The following is an 18,125-nucleotide window of genomic DNA, read 5'->3' as shown; positions in this document are numbered from 1 at the left end:
GATACAAGATTACAATCGGAATTAGGAAACAATTGGGAAAAACCGGAAAAATGTTTTTTTATTTATTTAGGGGAACGTAATGGTAAAAAGATGTCCTTCTTCAAATTTATAACAAATTTTTAGATTATAGGTCGAAATAATTGATTTTACGATGGCTAAGCCCAAGCCGGTGGAATGCTCGTTTGTGCTGTGTCTGGAAAACCGGTTAAAAATAAAATTGGCATCCAGTGCCTTTTCTGTGCCCGAATTCCGGATACTCAGCTGGTTCTGGGAAAGCGAAATGGCTACAGTACCGTTGGTGTGATTGTGCAGGATGGCATTTTTGATAAGATTGCTGAGTAAGGTTACAGCCAGTCCTTTATTCATGGTGAAAAGCAACGGTTCCTGTTGGGTGATGCTGATGGTTACCTGTTTGAAATCGGCAAAATCCTCAAAATCGGATACAATTTTAGCCGTCAGATCATTAAAATCAATGCGTTCTTCATCCGGAAACTGTTTGTTTTCAATCTTGGAAAGCATCAGCAGCGATTTGTTCAGTTTGACCAGACGGGAAAGCGTGTCGGTTATTTTTCCGATATCGTCCATCTGGGCTTCCGTTAAAAGATTGTTCTCGGCATACAATTCCAGGCGGTTGATGCTGATCGCCAGCGGAGTCTGTAATTCGTGAGAAGCATTTTCTATAAATTGTTTCTGGCTCGCATAGGTGGCTTCATTTCGCTGTAACAGTCCTTCCAGTTCCTTGCCAAGTACTTTAAATTCGTCAATAGGGGAATGTGGTGCCGTAAAAGCGGTTCCGGTTCCCAGTTTGAAATTTCGAAGCTTTTCCAGTAACGCATGAAAGGATTTCCATACTCTTTTTAAAATAAAATAATTAATAACGATGATGCTCACGACCAGCATGATATACAAAGCGATCAGCGCTGCCATCAGGTCTTCGAGCAATTCATCCTCTTCCACCATGGAAGCGCTGATGGTGAGCGCATACGGATTGCCGTCGGCAGCAATGAACATTGTTTTTAAAAGGCGTACCGGTTCGTAATCGTCGTCATATTCCATATACTGATGGGAATTTACAAACACATCGTTAGGATCGTCATCGTCGTCGTCATTGTAAACCGGGTAATTGTCTTTGGGCAGCGGTTTTATCGTGAACTGGTTGATTTCCGATTCGTAATTCGTTAAAAACTTCGGGTTTTCATTCACTTTCCGGATAATCAGCAGCTTGGAGTTTTTCAGGCCGTCGTCTATATTGTCATACACTTCTTCCAGGATAACCATATAGAAAAGGCTTGCCCAAAGTGCGATAACACCCAGTAAGGCAATGAGCAGATAGCGTAATGTATAGACCTGAAGTTTCATGTTTAGCTCATTCTGTAACCGATGCCGTAAACAGCCTGTATGTCTATCTCGGCAGCGGCATCTTTTAATTTTTTACGCAGGTTTTTGATCTGGGAATACACAAAATCCAGATTGTCTGCCTGGTCGATATAATCACCCCATACATATTCCGCCAGGGCGGTTTTGTTGATCAGGCGGTTCGGATTGATGATAAAATAATACAAAAGGTCAAATTCTTTCCGGTTTAGCGTTAGCTCTTCGTTGTCTACCTTTACCAGGCGTTGCTCCGGTGATAGGGAAATGTTGTTCCAGCGCAGCAGCGTATCGCCGTTATGGCTTTTTCTGCGTATCGCCGATTTGATACGCGCGTGTAATTCTGCCAGGTGAAAAGGTTTGCTCAGGTAGTCGTCGGCGCCAATGTCCAGCCCTTTTACTTTATCGTCTACCGCATCTTTGGCCGAAATGATAATGATAGCCTCTTTTTTATGAATTGCCTTGATTTCCGAAATTAAATCAAGACCGTTGCCGTCCGGAAGCATGATGTCCACCACAACACAGTCGTAATCGTAACTGCCCAGTTTGTCCAGTCCGTCGTTAAATGTCGCCGCAGTTTCAACAATAAACTTCTCTTTTTCGAGCGATTGCTGTATGACTTCTCGAAGCCCTTTTTCATCTTCTATTATTAGAATTTTCATCCTTTTGCTTATAAAAATTAAATAAATGGAGGCAATCTAATCCGGAATTTCGGAAAGAATTAGGAATTGTCCGGCGGTAGCTTTTTTACTCTTTTCAGCTGTAATAAATTTAAAGGATTAATTCCTAAGTTTTGTACGTTTTTGCGCGTAAAACGGGCTACCCTGTCATAGAATAAAGGAATGATGGGCGCTTCATTAATAATGATGGCATCCATTTTCTGGTATAAAGCATAGCGCTTTTCGTTGTCGGTTTCTAAAAAAGCCTGCTCGTAAAGCGCATCGTATGCCTCATTTTTAAAATGGGTATAATTCGGGCCGTTCGGGGCAAAGTTTTTACTGTAAAACAGGGAAAGGTAATTTTCGGCATCCGGATAATCGGCTATCCAGCTGGCGCGGAAAAAGCTAACTTTTCCGGTGGCAATCGCCTGGCGCAATGTTGCCGGCGGCGTGACATCGACCTGGACGTCCAGCCCGATTTTCTGCCATTCCCGCTGCAGGTATTCGGTAATGTCAATATAAGACGCATTGGTCGTTAAAAAAACGGTCGGTTTGGTATTTCCGGTCGCCTTCCTGTATTCCGAGATCAGCTGTTTTGCTTTTGCAGGATTGTAATCGTATCCTTGCTGATGGTTATAACCCGGTAATCCGGCCGGAATGATTCCGCTGGTTGCCGGCGTACCCATGCCGTTTCGGAGGTAAAGGATCATCTTTTTACGGTCAAAACCGTAATTCATCGCCTGGCGGATGCGTTTGTCCAGAATTGTTTTGTCGGTTCCGTCCATTCGGAAGCCAAGGTATTCGGTGTTCAGGTAGGCACCGGTAATCAGGTTGACATCATTTTTATATTTGGGCTGTAAAGTGCCGTCCTGGGTGAGGATCTCGTCTTTATAGGAAGGATCCAGACCGGAAACAAAATCCAGTTTTCCCTGGACAAACTGTAAAAAGCCGCTTTGTTTGTCCGGCAGGAAAGTGACCGCTACGGCTTCGAGGTACGGAAGCGATACGCCTTTTTCATCTTTTTCAAAATACAGCGGGTTTTTGCGCAGTACCAATTTTACGTTTTCTTCCCAGAGTTTTAACCGGAAAGGTCCGGTGCCAACCGGTTTTGCCCGGAAATCATAACCCGGTGTGTCAACTATCTCTTTCGGAACTACTGATGCATATTTCATCGATAATAAACCTAAGAAAGCAGGAAACGGTTTTTTTAACCGGATTTCGAAAATACTGTCGTTTTTTGCCTGCATACTTTCCACCGTTTGCAAGATCCATCCGCCGGGTGAGGCTACTTTTTCATCCAGCAGTCGTTTCAGGCTGTATTCAAAATCGGAAGCCTTAACGGTGCGGGTGCTGTCTTTTCCGAAAAGACTGTTTTTATGAAAGTAAATATCGTTTCGCAGGGTAAATATATAGGTTTTTCCATCATTGGAAATCATCCATTTTTTGGCAAGGTCAGGTTGAATGTGCAAACTGTCGTCCAGTTGCACCAATCCGTTAAAAAGCAAATTACAAGGCCAGATGATTGCCTGGCTTTTGGCAAAAGCCGGATCAAGGGAGCTCACATTTGCACTTTCGTTATACCGGAAAACCAGATGTTCTTTTCCTTCGGTGCTGTTTTTTCCGCAGGAAACAAGGAAAAGGGAAAGGCAAAATGTTGATATGTAAAAGATTATTGATTTCATTAAATAAAAAATACAGTGCTGTTCTTGTAAAGTCTTAATATGTTGTGAATTAGTCATACAAATGTCCTTATGGATTTTACCAAACCGAAATTTGTATGTAAATTTGCAAACTCTTTTTTAAAAAGATGTAAATATAACTAAAGTTACTACTTCATAAGTAGCTTATCATTATGGAAAACAGAAAAAAAGTTGCTTTTTATACGTTGGGATGTAAACTGAATTTTTCAGAGACATCAACAATTGCGCGCAGTTTTCAGGACGAAGGCTTCGATCGTGTGGATTTTGAGGATATTGCCGACATTTATGTGATTAACACCTGTTCGGTAACAGAGAATGCAGACAAGCAGTTCAAGCAGATTGTAAAAAAAGCACTTAAGAATAACGATAAAGCTTTTGTGGCGGCTGTGGGTTGTTATGCCCAGCTAAAACCGGAAGAGCTGGTTGCGGTGGATGGAGTGGATCTGGTTTTGGGTGCCACCGAAAAATTTAAGATTACCGATTATATCAACGACCTGTCCAAAAACGACATGGGGGAAGTGCATTCCTGTGAGATTGAAGATGCCGATTTTTATGTGGGCAGTTATTCTATTGGCGACAGAACGCGTGCTTTCCTGAAAGTTCAGGATGGTTGTGATTATAAATGTACCTATTGTACGATTCCTTTGGCAAGAGGGATTTCCCGTAGCGATACGATGGATAATGTGTTGAAAAACGCCAAAGAAATATCGGAACAGGGCATTAAAGAGATTGTGCTTACCGGTGTTAACATCGGGGATTACGGAAAAGGAGAGTTTGGGAATAAAAAACACGAACATACTTTTTACGAATTGGTGCAGGCACTGGATGAAGTAGCGGGAATTGAACGTTTGCGTATTTCGTCTATCGAGCCGAACCTGCTGAAAAATGAAACGATTGATTTTGTGTCGAAAAGCAGAACTTTTGTGCCGCATTTTCACATTCCGTTACAGTCCGGAAGCAATACGATATTGAAAAAAATGAAACGAAGATACCTGCGGGAATTGTATAAGGACCGGGTTGCTAAAATCCGGGAAGTGATGCCGCATGCCTGTATCGGGGTGGATGTTATTGTTGGTTTTCCGGGCGAAACAGATGAGCTTTTCCTGGAAACCTATAACTTCCTGAATGAAATGGATATTTCTTACCTGCACGTGTTTACATATTCGGAAAGGGATAATACCGAAGCGGTGATGATGGAAGATGTGGTGCCGATGAATGTGCGAAGCAAAAGAAGTAAAATGCTGAGAGGACTATCGGTTAAAAAAAGAAGAGCGTTCTATGAAAGCCAGCTGGGAACCAACCGTACCGTGTTGTTTGAAGGAGAAAATAAAGAAGGCTATATCCATGGATTTACAGAAAACTATGTAAAGGTGAAAACGCCATGGAATCCGGAACTGGTTAATACGCTGCACGATATACACTTAACTAAAATTGACGAAGACGGAATGGTTCGTATGGAATTCCGGAATGTCCCGGTATAAAACCCGGTTTTTAAGATAAAAGAAAAGCTCGTGATCAACACGAGCTTTTTTAATGTTTTATATTTTAATTCCCGGCGGAAGCAATTCCTTGTAAACCGGATTTTTTCTAAAAAAAGAAGTAATCTTGGGATGTGTGGGTACGACACGAAGTTTTCTCTCTTCGGCAATGGACATAACGCTTTTTAAAAACTCATTGATGGATTCGGGATCCTGATTTTCGGCATGATTGAGTTTGGTTAAAAATAATTTTCGTTCTTGAATAGCATATTCAACGGCTAATAGCCCGGTTTCGGTGTGATTCTCGAATTGTCTTAATAATTCGTTGTCTTTAATTTCCATAATGTAGTGTATTCATATCGAAGAAATAAATTGATAATAATTTAAAGCGAAATGAGATTGTAAAATCATTCGGAATGAATTATTTTTATGCAAAATTCGGAAAAAATCATCAGAATTTGCGTTAGTAAAGCGTTAAAACATCAGATAATGAGTAAAATACCTGTTTATTTTATGCCCGGATTGGCCGCCAATCCATCTATATTTGAACATATCCAATTACCGGAAGATCAGTTTGAAGTGCATTTACTGGAATGGTTTTTGCCGGAGCCTAAAGAAAGCCTGCAATCCTATGCGAAACGGATGGCTGAAAAAATAACGGAAGCGCAGCCTGTTTTGGTGGGTGTTTCCTTTGGCGGGATACTGGTGCAGGAAATAGCGAAAATAATTCCGGTTAGACGAACGATCATTATATCCAGTGTTAAAACAAAGATTGAATTTCCGAAACGTATCAAACTTGCAAAAACAACCAGAGCTTACAAACTGGTTCCGACGAGTTTGTTCGGGAATATTGAAGTACTGGCAAAATATGCTTTTGGCGAAACGGCAAAAGGCCGGATAAAGCTTTACGAAAAGTTTTTGTCCATGAGGGATAAACGCTATCTGGACTGGGCATTGGAACAGGTGGTTACCTGGAGCCGGACAGAGTGTGACACAACGGTGATTCACATTCACGGTGATGCCGACGAGGTGTTTCCGATAAAAAACATACAGGATGCTATTGTTATTAAAGGCGGAACACATGTGATGATACTGAATAAATTCAGGTGGTTAAACAGTAATTTACCTTCTCTGATTGTAGAGGGAAATGTAAAAAAATAAAAAAGCAAAATGAACAGAATCAAAAGAACGGCTATAGTAGCAGCAGTAATAATAACCAGTGGTGTTTTAATCCACTGGACCTCCACCGGAACCGGAACGGAAGTAGATGTAAAGAACCATGTGTATTTACCGGCTAATATTGACTTTGCCGGCGAACAGGTGCCGATGTCGCTTTCGGATGTAAAAGAAAGACTGGACAGGGAATTGCTGGTAAATGTGAACCTGCATGCAACAACAGCTTTGGTGATTAAAAGAGCCAACAGGGCTTTTCCGGTAATTGAGCCGATACTGAAACAGTATGGTGTTCCTGATGATTTTAAATACCTGGCGGTTATTGAAAGCGGACTGGTAAATGCCGTTTCTTCTGCGGGAGCGCGTGGCGTATGGCAGTTTATGCCGGAAACCGCCAAAGAAAAAGGAATGGAAGTGAACGAATATGTAGACGAACGTTACCATCTGGAAAAATCAACGGAAGCGGCTTGTAAATACCTGCTTTCGGCTAAAGATAAATTCGGTAACTGGACGCTGGCTGCGGCTTCCTATAACGGCGGTATGAACGGCGTGAACAAGCAGATCGAGAGTCAGAAAGTAACGGATTATTACGATTTGCTTTTAAATGATGAAACATCCCGTTATGTTTTCAGGATTTTAGCCCTGAAAGAAATCATGAAGAACCAGGTGAAATACGGCTATGATTTGCCTAAAGAGGTATTGTATCAGCAAATACCGGTAAAAAAGGTTGAGGTGATGGCTACTATTGATGACCTGGCTTTGTTTGCGATAGAGCAGGGCATTAATTATAAGATCCTGAAAATTCACAATCCGTGGCTTCGCGATAAAAAACTGGTCGTAGCTCCGAATAAAAAATATATCATTGATATCCCTTTGGAAGGCTATAAGCGTTAGTGCTTAGCCAGTCTTTGGGAATGGGAATCGACATTAATGAGCAGGCAGCTCAGTCCTTCCTGGAATGTTCTGTAGTTTAAATCAAGCGCTTTGGTAAAGGTTGCTTTTTCGGTAAGGATGGCACCGCCGCGCTTGATATTGACTACTTTTAAATTCTCATCCAGAAAATAAGATGTAGGAAAACCTAAAGTATGTTTCAGGGTAGATACCAGGTAAGCATCCTTGTTATAGGTTTCGTGGGCATAGCACACTTCAATGCGGCTGTTGAATTTTTTGGCAATCTTCTTAATATTGTTTTTACGGTCCCAGTACAGCACAATAAACTGGATGTCTTTTCCGTATCGCTGTGCCAGTTTGTTTAAGGCCGGAATTTCTCCTTTAGACGGAACACACCACGATGCATACGTAATCAGGAATACAGGTTTTTTAATGCTGTTTAAGTACAGGCGGCTTTTTTTGAGGCGCTTAAAGCTGAAATTGTCGAATGTTGTTCCGGTTAATTGGTTCTTAACCAGAGAATCAAAAAGAAAAGTACCCCGGTCAATATCACCTTTGGTATAGGCTAAATCAGATTTTTTAGAATACAGCCGGATGTTTTTGTGCAGGGTATACGAAAACAAAATAGTGCCGTTATCTTGAGCAGGAACTGTAGAAGATAGAAGAAGTAAAGCTATGTTTGTTACGTAAAATTTATTCATAACCAACGCTTTAAGTAGTAAAGTTAGGCATTTTTTGCCGTAAATAAACGTATCTGACTATAAGATGTTCCTAAAACCGTTTGGTTGCGTGCCGGGCATAAAAAAAACGCCCGAAAAGGCGTTTTATATTTTTGATAATCAAAATGTTATTACATTTTTTTCATCTGATCTTTCATCATTTTAATCTGGTCTTTCAGCATGTTCTGTTTGTCCAGTTTTTTAGCCTCGTTAAGAAGATTGGTTGCTTCCAGTTTTCGTCTTCTGGTCATTGCAATTCCGGCAAGGTTTAATTTCGCTAAAGCTAAATCCTGATCCATGTTTAAACCTAATTCAATCGCTTTTTTGAAATACTTTTCAGCCGCCGATAAATTTGTCTGCGAAACCATTAATCCGTGTAAATAATTGTAATACCCCTGTTGTTTTTTAATTAAAGCAGTTTCCGGGTTTTTAATATAGGAAAGCCATTTTTGTGCTCCTGGAAAATCCTGTTTTCTAAGTTTTAAAAAGGCTAATAATATGAATTCGTTTTTGAAATATAGTAAAATAAAGATGGAGGAAAAAAGTATTAAAAAGATACCGTTTCCAATATTGTTTTCGGTGAATTGCCAGATTCCTAATGCAATGATTAATGCAGCTAAGATTAGTTTGATATTTCTGTGAAACATAGTATTTTTGTATTTAGGTTTGCAAATGTAATAAAATGAAATGAGCAGGCGAAATAAGTTTGTTCAAAGAAGGTTAAAAAACCTTGATATAGCAGGCAGAATTGCTTAAAAGATAATATTATCAAAAGGAATTTAAAATATTTTTTTAAAAGCACTTGTCAGAAATAAAAGTCTTTGTATATTTGCACTCGGTTTTGAAGCGACAGAATTTTCAAAGCTGACCTGTTATTTTAAAAACACGATTTAAAGATAAAAAGCAATGAGTAAGAGAACGTTTCAACCATCAAAAAGAAAAAGAAGAAACAAACACGGTTTCATGGAAAGAATGGCTTCTGCTAACGGAAGAAAAGTATTAGCGCGTAGAAGAGCTAAAGGAAGACATAAGTTAACGGTTTCTTCTGAGCCAAGACATAAAAAATAATGATTTATTAAAATCGTTAATAAAGGTGTTACTAATTCATGGTAACGCCTTTTTTTATATCTTTTCGTTAAAAATAAATACAACTACATACAACACAACACAATGCCTAAAGACAATTCAATAAAATCGGTTTTAATTATTGGTTCAGGACCTATCGTTATCGGTCAGGCCTGCGAGTTTGACTATTCCGGATCACAATCGGCGCGATCGCTTCGTGAAGAGGGAATTGAAGTTATTTTGATTAACTCAAATCCGGCAACGATCATGACGGATCCTTCCATGGCGGACCATATTTATTTAAAACCACTAACTACAAAATCAATAATAGAAATCCTTAAAGCGCATCCGCAGATCGATGCTGTTTTACCGACTATGGGTGGACAGACAGCGTTGAACTTATGTCTGGAAGCAGACGAAAAAGGAATTTGGCAGGATTTTAATGTAAAATTGATTGGTGTTGATGTCAATGCCATTAATGTTACAGAGGACAGAGAGCAGTTCAAACAGCTTTTAGAAAAAATTGAAATTCCGGTAGCGCCGGCAAAAACAGCAAACTCATTCCTTAAAGGAAAAGAAATTGCTCAGGAATTCGGCTTTCCGCTGGTAATCCGTCCGTCCTTTACCTTAGGAGGAACCGGAGCCGCTTTTGTACATAAAAAAGAGGATTTCGACGATTTGCTGACAAGAGGACTGGAAGCGTCACCTATCCACGAAGTGTTGATTGATAAAGCACTTTTGGGATGGAAAGAATATGAATTGGAATTGTTACGGGATAAAAACGACAACGTCGTAATTATCTGTACGATCGAAAATATGGACCCGATGGGTATCCACACCGGCGACAGTATTACCGTTGCTCCGGCAATGACCTTATCAGACAGAACGTTCCAGAGAATGCGTGACATGGCAATTTTGATGATGCGCAGCATCGGAAACTTTGCAGGAGGATGTAATGTGCAGTTTGCCGTTTCTCCGGATGAAAAGGAAGATATCGTTGCCATTGAAATTAACCCGCGTGTGTCCCGTTCTTCGGCATTGGCTTCAAAAGCAACCGGTTATCCGATCGCTAAAATTGCAACCAAGCTGGCATTGGGATATTCATTGGATGAATTGGAAAATCAGATTACAAAATCAACATCGGCCTTATTTGAGCCTACATTAGATTATGTAATTGTAAAAATACCGCGTTGGAACTTTGATAAATTTGAAGGAGCCGACAGAACCTTAGGATTGCAGATGAAATCCGTAGGGGAAGTAATGGGAATCGGGCGTTCTTTCCAGGAAGCATTGCACAAAGCAACACAATCGTTGGAGATCAAACGCAACGGATTGGGTGCAGACGGAAAAGGATATACCAATTACGACCAGATCATTGATAAGCTGACGCACGCCAGCTGGGATCGTGTATTCGTAATTTATGATGCGATTGCAATGGGAATTCCATTGAGCAGAATTCATGAGATTACCAAAATTGACATGTGGTTCTTAAAACAATATGAAGAACTGTATGCTTTAGAAAAAGAAATTTCAAAATACAATATCGATACCTTATCCAAAGAACTGTTGCTGGAAGCAAAACAAAAAGGATTTGCCGACAGACAGATCGCACACATGTTAGGCTGTCTGGAAAGTCAGATTTACAGACTTCGTGAGGATTTGGGCGTAAAACGTGTGTACAAACTGGTAGATACCTGTGCGGCCGAGTTTAAGGCAAAAACACCGTATTACTACTCTACATTTGAGGCAGAAATTGAAAAAGCAGACGGAACCCGTTATGTAGACAATGAAAGTATTGTAACCGACAAAAAGAAAGTAATTGTACTGGGCTCGGGACCAAACCGCATCGGACAGGGGATCGAATTCGATTATTCCTGTGTACACGGTGTATTGGCAGCAGCAGAATGCGGTTATGAAACCATCATGATTAACTGTAATCCTGAAACGGTTTCAACCGATTTTGATACGGCCGATAAACTGTACTTCGAACCGGTTTTCTGGGAACATATCTACGACATTATCCGCCATGAAAAACCGGAAGGAGTGATCGTACAGTTAGGCGGGCAGACAGCCTTGAAATTGGCTGAAAAACTGTCTAAATACGGCGTAAAAATAATCGGAACCAGTTTTGATGCACTGGATCTGGCTGAGGACAGAGGACGTTTCTCGGAATTACTGGAAGAATTAAAAATTCCTTTCCCGCAATTTGGAGTAGCAGAAAGTGCAGACGAAGCATCAAAATTAGCCGATAAATTAGACTTCCCGTTATTGGTAAGACCATCTTACGTATTGGGAGGACAAGGAATGAAGATCGTTATCAACAAAGAAGAACTGGAAGAGCACGTGGTGGATTTACTACGCAAAATTCCAAATAATAAACTGTTGTTAGACCATTATCTTGACGGAGCTATTGAAGCGGAAGCAGATGCTATCTGCGACGGAGAAAACGTGTACATCATCGGAATCATGGAGCATATCGAGCCATGCGGAATCCACTCGGGAGACAGTAATGCGACATTGCCGCCTTTTAACTTAGGAGAGTTTGTGATGCAGCAAATCAAAGACCATACCCACAAAATTGCCCTGGCACTAAAAACAGTAGGTCTGATCAACATACAGTTCGCTATTAAAGACGATACCGTATACATCATTGAAGCAAACCCGAGAGCGTCCCGTACCGTTCCTTTTATCGCTAAAGCGTATGGGGAGCCGTATGTAAATTATGCGACAAAAGTAATGCTGGGTGAAAAGAAAGTAACCGACTTTACCTTTAACCCGCAGTTAAAAGGATATGCCATCAAGCAGCCGGTATTCTCTTTCAGCAAATTCAAAAATGTAAACAAAGCTTTAGGACCGGAAATGAAATCCACAGGAGAAAGCATCTTGTTTATCGATGACCTGAAAGACGATCAGTTCTACGAATTGTACTCCAGAAGAAAAATGTATTTAAGTAAATAATACGACAATATATATTTGAAGAGTCCCGATTTATCGGGACTTTTTTTATTCTTTATTTAGATAAGTTAGAGTAATTAAACCATTATTGATATCTAATTTAAAAATTAATTTAGTTGGCTTTCTGGGGATGTATTTATGAAATGAATTATCTATAATCCACTGATGAATTGCAGTTTCACTCAAGTCAAAACCTTTGTTTAAAGGAGGACCACAAGTAGTTTTTGTGTTAATTGTTTGGTCTTCAATTTTTAGAATCACTTCTCTATGTCTTTTGACAAAATAGGTTCTTGAATCGTCTAATTTGATTCCTAATCTGTATTTTGAATTTCCAAATGGTTGAACAGACAATGTAATATTTTTCATATTTAGAGGTGTTTACATTAAATGTATAAAAAAAATATCATGTCTTTTAAAATATTTTGAAATCGGATTTTTTTTAGCTTTACTTAAAATATACCTTATGGCTTTTCTAAAGAAAATAAATTCCAGGGCTAAAGCGGATGAGAACACCGGCTTTGGAGTGAATGCCTCCGGTTATGCCGGGCGTTTTGTAAATAAAAACGGAAATGCGAATGTGAGGAAAGTCGGTATCGGACGGGCGGAAAAAATAAGCTGGTACCATGCAATGATCGAAGTGAAGCGCTGGAAATTCATGTTTATCATTTTTGCCTTTTACCTGGCGGTTAATTTTCTTTTTGCCTGTATTTACTATGGCATCGGGGTGGAACACCTGCAGGGTATCAATGCCGTCACACCGCTCAATCAATTCGGTCAGGCATTCTTTTTCAGTGCACAGACTTTTACGACTGTGGGCTACGGACACATCAGTCCGACCGGATTTGCCTCCAGTTTTGTCGCTTCCGTGGAAGCGCTGTTCGGATTGCTGAGCTTTGCCATAGCGACCGGCTTGTTTTACGGAAGATTCAGTAAGCCGAAAGCACTGGTCCGTTTTTCGGATATTGCGGTAATTGCTCCCTATAAAGACTCCAAAGCCTTAATGATCCGGCTAACACCTTATAAAAATACCAACCTGATGGAAGCGGAAGCAAAAGTTACGTTAGGGCTGAATTTTGAAGAAGACGGAAAGAAAGTAAATAAATTCTTTACGCTGGATTTGGAACTGGATAAGATCAATATGCTGACGCTGAGCTGGACTCTGGTGCACCCTATCACGGAGAGCAGTCCGCTGGCGGCTTTTAGTAAGGAAGACTTTGAAAAACAACAGGGTGAAATACTGGTTTTTATCAAGGTTTTCGACGATATGTTCAGTACTACGGTTGTTAAACGGACATCTTATACTTTTAAGGAGATCGTCTATGGCGCGAAATTCCTGTCAATGTTTTCCGGCGATCATGAAAATCAGGAAACGGTTTTGTATGTCGACAAACTAAACGCTATAGAAACGGTGGCATTATAAGCAGCCGCTGATGTATCGTTGATAAAGCTGATTTATTTTTAAAAATGTGATACTTTTGCAGTCTCAATGAAGTAACGTAAAGATGCCGACAACAATTTTCCTAATCACACCGCCTTTTACACAGCTCAACACACCCTATCCGGGAACGGCTTATGTGAAAGGTTTTCTGAATACCAAAAATATCTCCTCTTTCCAGGCGGATTTGGGTATCGAAGTGATCCTGAAATTGTTTTCCAAAGAAGGACTTATCCGCCTGTTTGTCGAAATTGAAGGCAAAGCCCAGCAATATTCTGAAAACAGTCAGCGTATTATTGCTCTACAGGACGAATATATCAAGACGATTGATCCGGTTATCTTATTCCTGCAAGGGAAAAATCCAACTTTATCCCATTTGATCTGCCAGGAAGATTTCCTTCCGGAAGCGTCCCGCTTTGCACAGCTGGAAGAACTGGACTGGGCTTTTGGTACGATGGGAACACAGGACAAAGGGAAGCACCTGGCAACGCTCTATCTGGAAGATATTTCAGATTTGATAGTGGAATGTATCGATCCGCATTTTGGCTTTAGCCGTTATGCTGAACGCTTAGGCCGTTCCGCCAATTCTTTTGACGAACTGCATGCCACGCTTCAGCAGGAATACACCTATATCGATCAGATCACCTTACAGCTTCTGGAGGAAAGACTACAGGAGATTCAGCCGGAAATAGTGGCTTTCTCTGTGCCGTTTCCCGGAAATCTGTACAGCGCTTTTCGTTGCGCACAATGGATCAAAAAGCACCATCCGGAAATCAAGGTCGCCATGGGCGGCGGTTTTCCCAATACGGAATTGCGCTCCCTTACAGATACGCGGGTGATGGAATTCTTTGACTTTATAACATTGGATGACGGAGAAGCGCCGGTGGAAAACATGATCGCTTATGTGGAAGGCAAATTGCCGAAAGAAGCCCTGAAACGGACGTTTGTCTTATCGGAAGGGGAAGTAACCTATATCAATAATCCTGCCTGCCGGGATTATAAACAATCCGAAGTAGGAACACCGGATTACAGCGATTTACTGCTTGATAAATACATTTCGGTTATTGAAATCGTGAACCCGATGCACCGTATGTGGAGTGACGGACGCTGGAATAAGCTGACGATGGCGCACGGCTGCTACTGGGGGAAATGTACTTTCTGTGACATATCATTAGACTATATAAAGGTTTACGAACCAATTGCCGCCAAAATGCTGGTTGACAGAATGGAGGAACTGATGGCGCAAACAGGACAGAACGGGTTTCACTTTGTAGACGAAGCCGCACCGCCGGCATTAATGCGAGCGGTAGCCCTGGAAATCCTGAAACGAAAACTGGCAGTTACCTGGTGGACGAATATCCGGTTTGAAAAAAGTTTTACCAAAGACCTTTGCCTGCTGCTAAAAGCTTCCGGCTGTATTGCCGTTTCCGGCGGACTGGAAGTTGCTTCGGACCGTTTGCTGGAACTGATCCAGAAAGGAGTAACCGTAGCGCAGGTGGCAAGAGTGAACCGCAATTTTACCGAAGCCGGTATCATGGTACATGCTTACCTGATGTATGGTTTCCCGACGCAAACAGCGCAGGAAACAATAGACAGCCTGGAAATGGTGCGCCAATTGTTTGAATTGGGAATCCTGCAATCCGGATTCTGGCATCAGTTTGCAATGACGGCCCATAGCCCGGTTGGAATGTATCCTGAAAAATTTGGCGTACAGAAAGAAACGGATACCATCGGTTCTTTTGCCAATAACGATATTGTACATATCGATACAACCGGCACCGATCACGACCGGTTTAGTTTCGGACTGAAAAAATCCCTGTTCAATTATATGCATGGGATTTGTTTTGATTACCCGTTGCAGGACTGGTTTGAATTTAAAATACCGCGAACGAAAGTTCCCCACGATTATATCTACAATGCATTGCAGGATGAGGATAACTTTACCGTAAAATCCAGCGCCAAGATTGTATGGACAGGAGGGAAGCCGGCAGTTTCCTATTTTACAAAAAACAAAAAAGGACGACAGTTTGAAATGGCAAGCCTGACTTTTCACGATAAAAAAGAAAGCTTTACAATACAGGTAAATAAAGAAGAAGCCGACTGGCTCAAAGAGCTGCTGCCTAAAATTTCGGTAGCGAATACCAAAGTATTTACGTTTAACGAAGTGAAAAGTGATTATGAAAACTCGGATAAGGAAGATTTCGAACTCTTCTGGTACTCCAAGCCAATCAATACGCTTCGGGACTTCGGACTACTGGTCCTATAATAAAAGCGCCAATCCTCAGGATTGGCGCTTTTGTCACACTTAATTAACCGTAATTAACACACTTTATTGCTTCACAATTTTTTCGATTTTGCTTCCGGATTCGGAGATAACTTTAATGAGGTATATTCCGGAAGATTTATCAGTGATGTTTAAATACGTTTCTGTTGCATTGTGAAGACTGGTCATTAAAAGTCTTCCCTGCAGGTCATACAATAGGATGGATTTAATAGTGTTGTCTGCTTTGATATTCAGGATATCGCTGGCAGGATTTGGAAAAATACTGATGCTTTTATCGATAGTGAAATCCTGACCTCCTAAAAGATTTTCAACCACTGTTCGGGCTTCATCCGTGTTGATAGGGTGGTTGTAGTCAAAATAGATAGCGGCTTCATTGGTAATCACATCCCCTATAACCAGGTTGTTTTTGGATCTTATCTTGAAAAGGATATTTCCATGTGCTCCTTCCGGATACAGATTGGCAGAAGAAAGGTTGATGTTCTCAAAAATGAATTCTACCTTATTGCCTCTGATTTGTGTGTTAACCGGATGGGAGTTGTACAGTACCTGTAAAGAATTAATATCCAACTTGTCTAAATCGATCATGTCTTTTACCACTACATTAATAGCGGAAGCAGAACCGGTATTTTCAAAACGAATGTTATAGTGCAGGTAATCGCCCACTTTTGTAAGGGCAATACGATTGCCTTCCAGACAGGTTTTGTCATTCGGATCAAAAGAATTCACGACCAGCTGGTTCAATACAAAAGTATTGTCTGCCGGAGTATCATCGGCTGTAACCGGATTGATTGTTACTGTAAAAGGAAGGCTATCACCGCTGTTAACCGGTGGCGTGGCAGTAGGAGTATTAATGGTAAATCCTATTTTTATAATGCGTGTTTCAAATGGTAACAGGTTGGTGTAATTCCAGGATAGCGAACCGGTTGCTGGTGTGGCGGCCTGGTTGCTGTACATAAAATCCATAAGAGTATCGTCAAAAGCCAGGTTGATGGTGCCGGATGCTATTTCGGTTCCTTTATTTCTGTAAACCAGGTTGTAATAGGCGTCAAATCCCGGTCGGGCATCGTTATCCGGGCTGAGTACGATTTCCAGGTCCGGATGTACCCCATTGGCAGTAATGCAGAAATCCTGTGTTTGAGTGGAATTGTTGTTAACCGGGAAGTTTACTGTTGCTGTTGCAGCAGGAGAAACGGTAAAATAAGGAGAATCAAACTGAGGTGTCAGTGTCAGATTCGGTTGTGTTACATAAAAAGTATAATTACCGCTGCTATTGCTAAAAGTAGCTCCGGAAGTTGTTCCGTCATTAATACTTACTTTGATATTCTGGAACAGGCCGTCGTTAGCATCACAGCCATTATTATTGGCATCGTATGTTAATGTTCCGGTGATGGTGTTGTAATTGCCGCCCGGTGTAAAATTACAATAGGTTGAAAACTGTGAATCGGTATTGTACCAGGTATTGTTTGCAATAATAGTGTCGTTTTCGTCCGTACAGATATATTGCGGCAGATCGGCTAAATTGGAAGACATCAGTTCTACTTGCGGATTCGGGAAGCCGTTCTTTAAATTGATATAGATTAACCCTAAATTATTATTACAGCCAATATCATATACCGAAGCATTCGAAACATTATTCAGGTAAGGCTCATAAGCGCAGGATGACAGATCCAGGGAAGTAAGCTGGTTGTCCTGAACATTGATTTTATAAGCGTGCGGAAGGTTTGTCAGGGTAACAGAAGTCAGCTGATTATAACCTAAATAAAGCGTAACCAGGTTGGGCTTGTCTGCAACGGTAATGGTGGTCATGTTGTTAAAGCCGGCATCCAGATGGCGCAGTGCCGTCAGGCCGGTTGTATTTAAAACGGTTAGCTGATTGTGTTTGATGGACAGGAATTCTAAATTTACAAACAGCGAAAGATCAATACTGGTTAAGGCATTGTTATAACAGGACAGCGTTTTAAGATTAGGAGAAGCTACCGCAGTGATCGCTGTAATATTGTTGTCAAAACAAATCAGGTTAACCAGATTTGCTAAGCTGCTGATGTCTAGGGTTGTCAGGTTATTGGCAGAACAGCTAAGTGTCTGTAAATTGGTGAATGCTGCGATACCGGTAAGAGAAGCAATGTTCGCATTGGTCACATTTAAGTTCGTTACGGCCTGAGCTTCCGTTAGCTGGATATTCCCGTCGTTATTTGTATCTATTCCCGATGCGATCAGCTTATTTTTAAAATTAGCATCCGGAATGGTTACAATCTGGGCAGATGCGATACCGGAGTATAGCAATAGAAAGAGTAAAGTTTTTTTCATAAATGTATTGGGGTTGGTTTGTTTCTCAAAATTAGGAGCTATTACAGTTTCATTTTGGATGATTAAGAATTCGACGATTATGACTTAG

The 18,125-nt window shown here is 40.9% G+C and carries 15 protein-coding genes; 7 read left to right on the top strand and 8 right to left on the bottom strand.

Features of this window, described 5'->3' with window-relative positions; genetic code table 11:
• Positions 1-66: 66 nt before the first annotated feature.
• Genes HW120_RS17395 through HW120_RS17385 form a run of 3 tightly spaced genes read right to left on the bottom strand, consistent with a single transcriptional unit; the run spans position 67 to position 3,712 of the window.
• Entirely contained in the window at positions 67-1,359 is a 1,293-nt protein-coding gene (locus HW120_RS17395; protein ID WP_177735951.1) for a sensor histidine kinase, read from the bottom strand.
• 2 nt (positions 1,360-1,361) lie between these two features.
• Positions 1,362-2,033 (bottom strand): response regulator transcription factor, encoded by a 672-nt coding sequence (locus tag HW120_RS17390; RefSeq protein WP_177735947.1) that lies wholly within the window; start codon positions 2,031-2,033, stop codon positions 1,362-1,364.
• A 59-nt stretch (positions 2,034-2,092) separates the two neighbouring features.
• A complete protein-coding gene (locus HW120_RS17385) occupies positions 2,093-3,712 on the bottom strand; it encodes an ABC transporter substrate-binding protein (RefSeq protein ID WP_177735944.1) in 1,620 nt (539 codons plus the stop codon).
• A gap of 170 nt (positions 3,713-3,882) precedes the next feature.
• Here HW120_RS17385 and mtaB point away from each other — a divergent pair, with 170 nt between their 5' ends.
• Positions 3,883-5,211 (top strand): tRNA (N(6)-L-threonylcarbamoyladenosine(37)-C(2))-methylthiotransferase MtaB, encoded by a 1,329-nt coding sequence (gene mtaB / locus HW120_RS17380; RefSeq protein WP_177735942.1) that lies wholly within the window; start codon positions 3,883-3,885, stop codon positions 5,209-5,211.
• Between the two features lie 57 nt (positions 5,212-5,268).
• Here mtaB and HW120_RS17375 read toward each other — a convergent pair whose 3' ends face one another.
• Positions 5,269-5,550: a GNAT family N-acetyltransferase gene (locus HW120_RS17375; protein ID WP_177735940.1), complete on the bottom strand. Its 282-nt coding sequence runs from the start codon at positions 5,548-5,550 to the stop codon at positions 5,269-5,271.
• A gap of 147 nt (positions 5,551-5,697) precedes the next feature.
• Here HW120_RS17375 and HW120_RS17370 point away from each other — a divergent pair, with 147 nt between their 5' ends.
• Together HW120_RS17370 and HW120_RS17365 are read left to right on the top strand one after the other, a co-directional pair.
• Positions 5,698-6,369: an alpha/beta fold hydrolase gene (locus HW120_RS17370; RefSeq protein WP_177735938.1), complete on the top strand. Its 672-nt coding sequence runs from the start codon at positions 5,698-5,700 to the stop codon at positions 6,367-6,369.
• A 9-nt stretch (positions 6,370-6,378) separates the two neighbouring features.
• The gene (locus HW120_RS17365; protein ID WP_177735935.1) at positions 6,379-7,275 is read left to right on the top strand and encodes a lytic transglycosylase domain-containing protein; all 897 of its coding nucleotides are present in this window, start codon (positions 6,379-6,381) and stop codon (positions 7,273-7,275) included.
• Here HW120_RS17365 and HW120_RS17360 read toward each other — a convergent pair.
• Together HW120_RS17360 and HW120_RS17355 are read right to left on the bottom strand one after the other, a co-directional pair.
• Positions 7,272-7,973: a TlpA family protein disulfide reductase gene (locus HW120_RS17360; RefSeq protein ID WP_177735933.1), complete on the bottom strand. Its 702-nt coding sequence runs from the start codon at positions 7,971-7,973 to the stop codon at positions 7,272-7,274. The two genes, HW120_RS17365 and HW120_RS17360, sit on opposite strands and share 4 nt — an antisense overlap.
• A gap of 149 nt (positions 7,974-8,122) precedes the next feature.
• Positions 8,123-8,638 carry a DUF2892 domain-containing protein gene (locus HW120_RS17355; RefSeq protein ID WP_177735931.1) on the bottom strand — a complete coding sequence of 172 codons (516 nt, stop codon included), beginning with the start codon at positions 8,636-8,638 and terminating at the stop codon, positions 8,123-8,125.
• A 259-nt stretch (positions 8,639-8,897) separates the two neighbouring features.
• Here HW120_RS17355 and rpmH point away from each other — a divergent pair, with 259 nt between their 5' ends.
• Positions 8,898-9,059 (top strand): 50S ribosomal protein L34, encoded by a 162-nt coding sequence (rpmH, locus tag HW120_RS17350; RefSeq protein WP_026979292.1) that lies wholly within the window; start codon positions 8,898-8,900, stop codon positions 9,057-9,059.
• A 102-nt stretch (positions 9,060-9,161) separates the two neighbouring features.
• Positions 9,162-12,014 carry a carbamoyl-phosphate synthase large subunit gene (gene carB / locus HW120_RS17345; protein WP_177735928.1) on the top strand — a complete coding sequence of 951 codons (2,853 nt, stop codon included), beginning with the start codon at positions 9,162-9,164 and terminating at the stop codon, positions 12,012-12,014.
• Positions 12,015-12,059: 45 nt separating this feature from the next.
• Here the strand turns inward: carB and HW120_RS17340 are convergent, their stop codons facing one another.
• Entirely contained in the window at positions 12,060-12,377 is a 318-nt protein-coding gene (locus HW120_RS17340; protein ID WP_177735913.1) for a hypothetical protein, read from the bottom strand.
• 97 nt (positions 12,378-12,474) lie between these two features.
• On the opposite strand from HW120_RS17340, the gene HW120_RS17335 reads away from it, so the two are divergent.
• Both HW120_RS17335 and HW120_RS17330 read left to right on the top strand, forming a co-directional pair.
• Positions 12,475-13,431, top strand: coding sequence for an ion channel (locus HW120_RS17335; RefSeq protein ID WP_177735910.1), 957 nt, complete (start codon positions 12,475-12,477; stop codon positions 13,429-13,431).
• An 82-nt stretch (positions 13,432-13,513) separates the two neighbouring features.
• Positions 13,514-15,712, top strand: a complete 2,199-nt coding sequence (locus HW120_RS17330; RefSeq protein WP_177735907.1) for a B12-binding domain-containing radical SAM protein — start codon at positions 13,514-13,516, stop codon at positions 15,710-15,712.
• A 63-nt stretch (positions 15,713-15,775) separates the two neighbouring features.
• On the opposite strand, the gene HW120_RS17325 is transcribed toward HW120_RS17330, so the two are convergent.
• Positions 15,776-18,037 (bottom strand): T9SS type A sorting domain-containing protein, encoded by a 2,262-nt coding sequence (locus tag HW120_RS17325; RefSeq protein WP_177735904.1) that lies wholly within the window; start codon positions 18,035-18,037, stop codon positions 15,776-15,778.
• Between the last annotated feature and the right edge of the window lie 88 nt (positions 18,038-18,125).

This window comes from Flavobacterium inviolabile (assembly GCF_013389455.1).
GTDB lineage: Bacteria > Bacteroidota > Bacteroidia > Flavobacteriales > Flavobacteriaceae > Flavobacterium > Flavobacterium inviolabile.
This window is presented reverse-complemented; position numbering and strand designations above follow the sequence as displayed.

Excerpts from the sequence above, each read along its gene's own strand:
- HW120_RS17395 (WP_177735951.1), bottom strand. The coding sequence starts at position 1,359 with ATGAAACTTCAGGTCTATACATTACGCTATCTGCTCATTGCCTTACTG.
- HW120_RS17390 (WP_177735947.1), bottom strand. The coding sequence starts at position 2,033 with ATGAAAATTCTAATAATAGAAGATGAAAAAGGGCTTCGAGAAGTCATA.
- HW120_RS17385 (WP_177735944.1), bottom strand. The coding sequence starts at position 3,712 with ATGAAATCAATAATCTTTTACATATCAACATTTTGCCTTTCCCTTTTC.
- mtaB (WP_177735942.1), top strand. The coding sequence starts at position 3,883 with ATGGAAAACAGAAAAAAAGTTGCTTTTTATACGTTGGGATGTAAACTG.
- HW120_RS17375 (WP_177735940.1), bottom strand. The coding sequence starts at position 5,550 with ATGGAAATTAAAGACAACGAATTATTAAGACAATTCGAGAATCACACC.
- HW120_RS17370 (WP_177735938.1), top strand. The coding sequence starts at position 5,698 with ATGAGTAAAATACCTGTTTATTTTATGCCCGGATTGGCCGCCAATCCA.
- HW120_RS17365 (WP_177735935.1), top strand. The coding sequence starts at position 6,379 with ATGAACAGAATCAAAAGAACGGCTATAGTAGCAGCAGTAATAATAACC.
- HW120_RS17360 (WP_177735933.1), bottom strand. The coding sequence starts at position 7,973 with ATGAATAAATTTTACGTAACAAACATAGCTTTACTTCTTCTATCTTCT.
- HW120_RS17355 (WP_177735931.1), bottom strand. The coding sequence starts at position 8,638 with ATGTTTCACAGAAATATCAAACTAATCTTAGCTGCATTAATCATTGCA.
- rpmH (WP_026979292.1), top strand. The coding sequence starts at position 8,898 with ATGAGTAAGAGAACGTTTCAACCATCAAAAAGAAAAAGAAGAAACAAA.
- carB (WP_177735928.1), top strand. The coding sequence starts at position 9,162 with ATGCCTAAAGACAATTCAATAAAATCGGTTTTAATTATTGGTTCAGGA.
- HW120_RS17340 (WP_177735913.1), bottom strand. The coding sequence starts at position 12,377 with ATGAAAAATATTACATTGTCTGTTCAACCATTTGGAAATTCAAAATAC.
- HW120_RS17335 (WP_177735910.1), top strand. The coding sequence starts at position 12,475 with ATGGCTTTTCTAAAGAAAATAAATTCCAGGGCTAAAGCGGATGAGAAC.
- HW120_RS17330 (WP_177735907.1), top strand. The coding sequence starts at position 13,514 with ATGCCGACAACAATTTTCCTAATCACACCGCCTTTTACACAGCTCAAC.
- HW120_RS17325 (WP_177735904.1), bottom strand. The coding sequence starts at position 18,037 with ATGAAAAAAACTTTACTCTTTCTATTGCTATACTCCGGTATCGCATCT.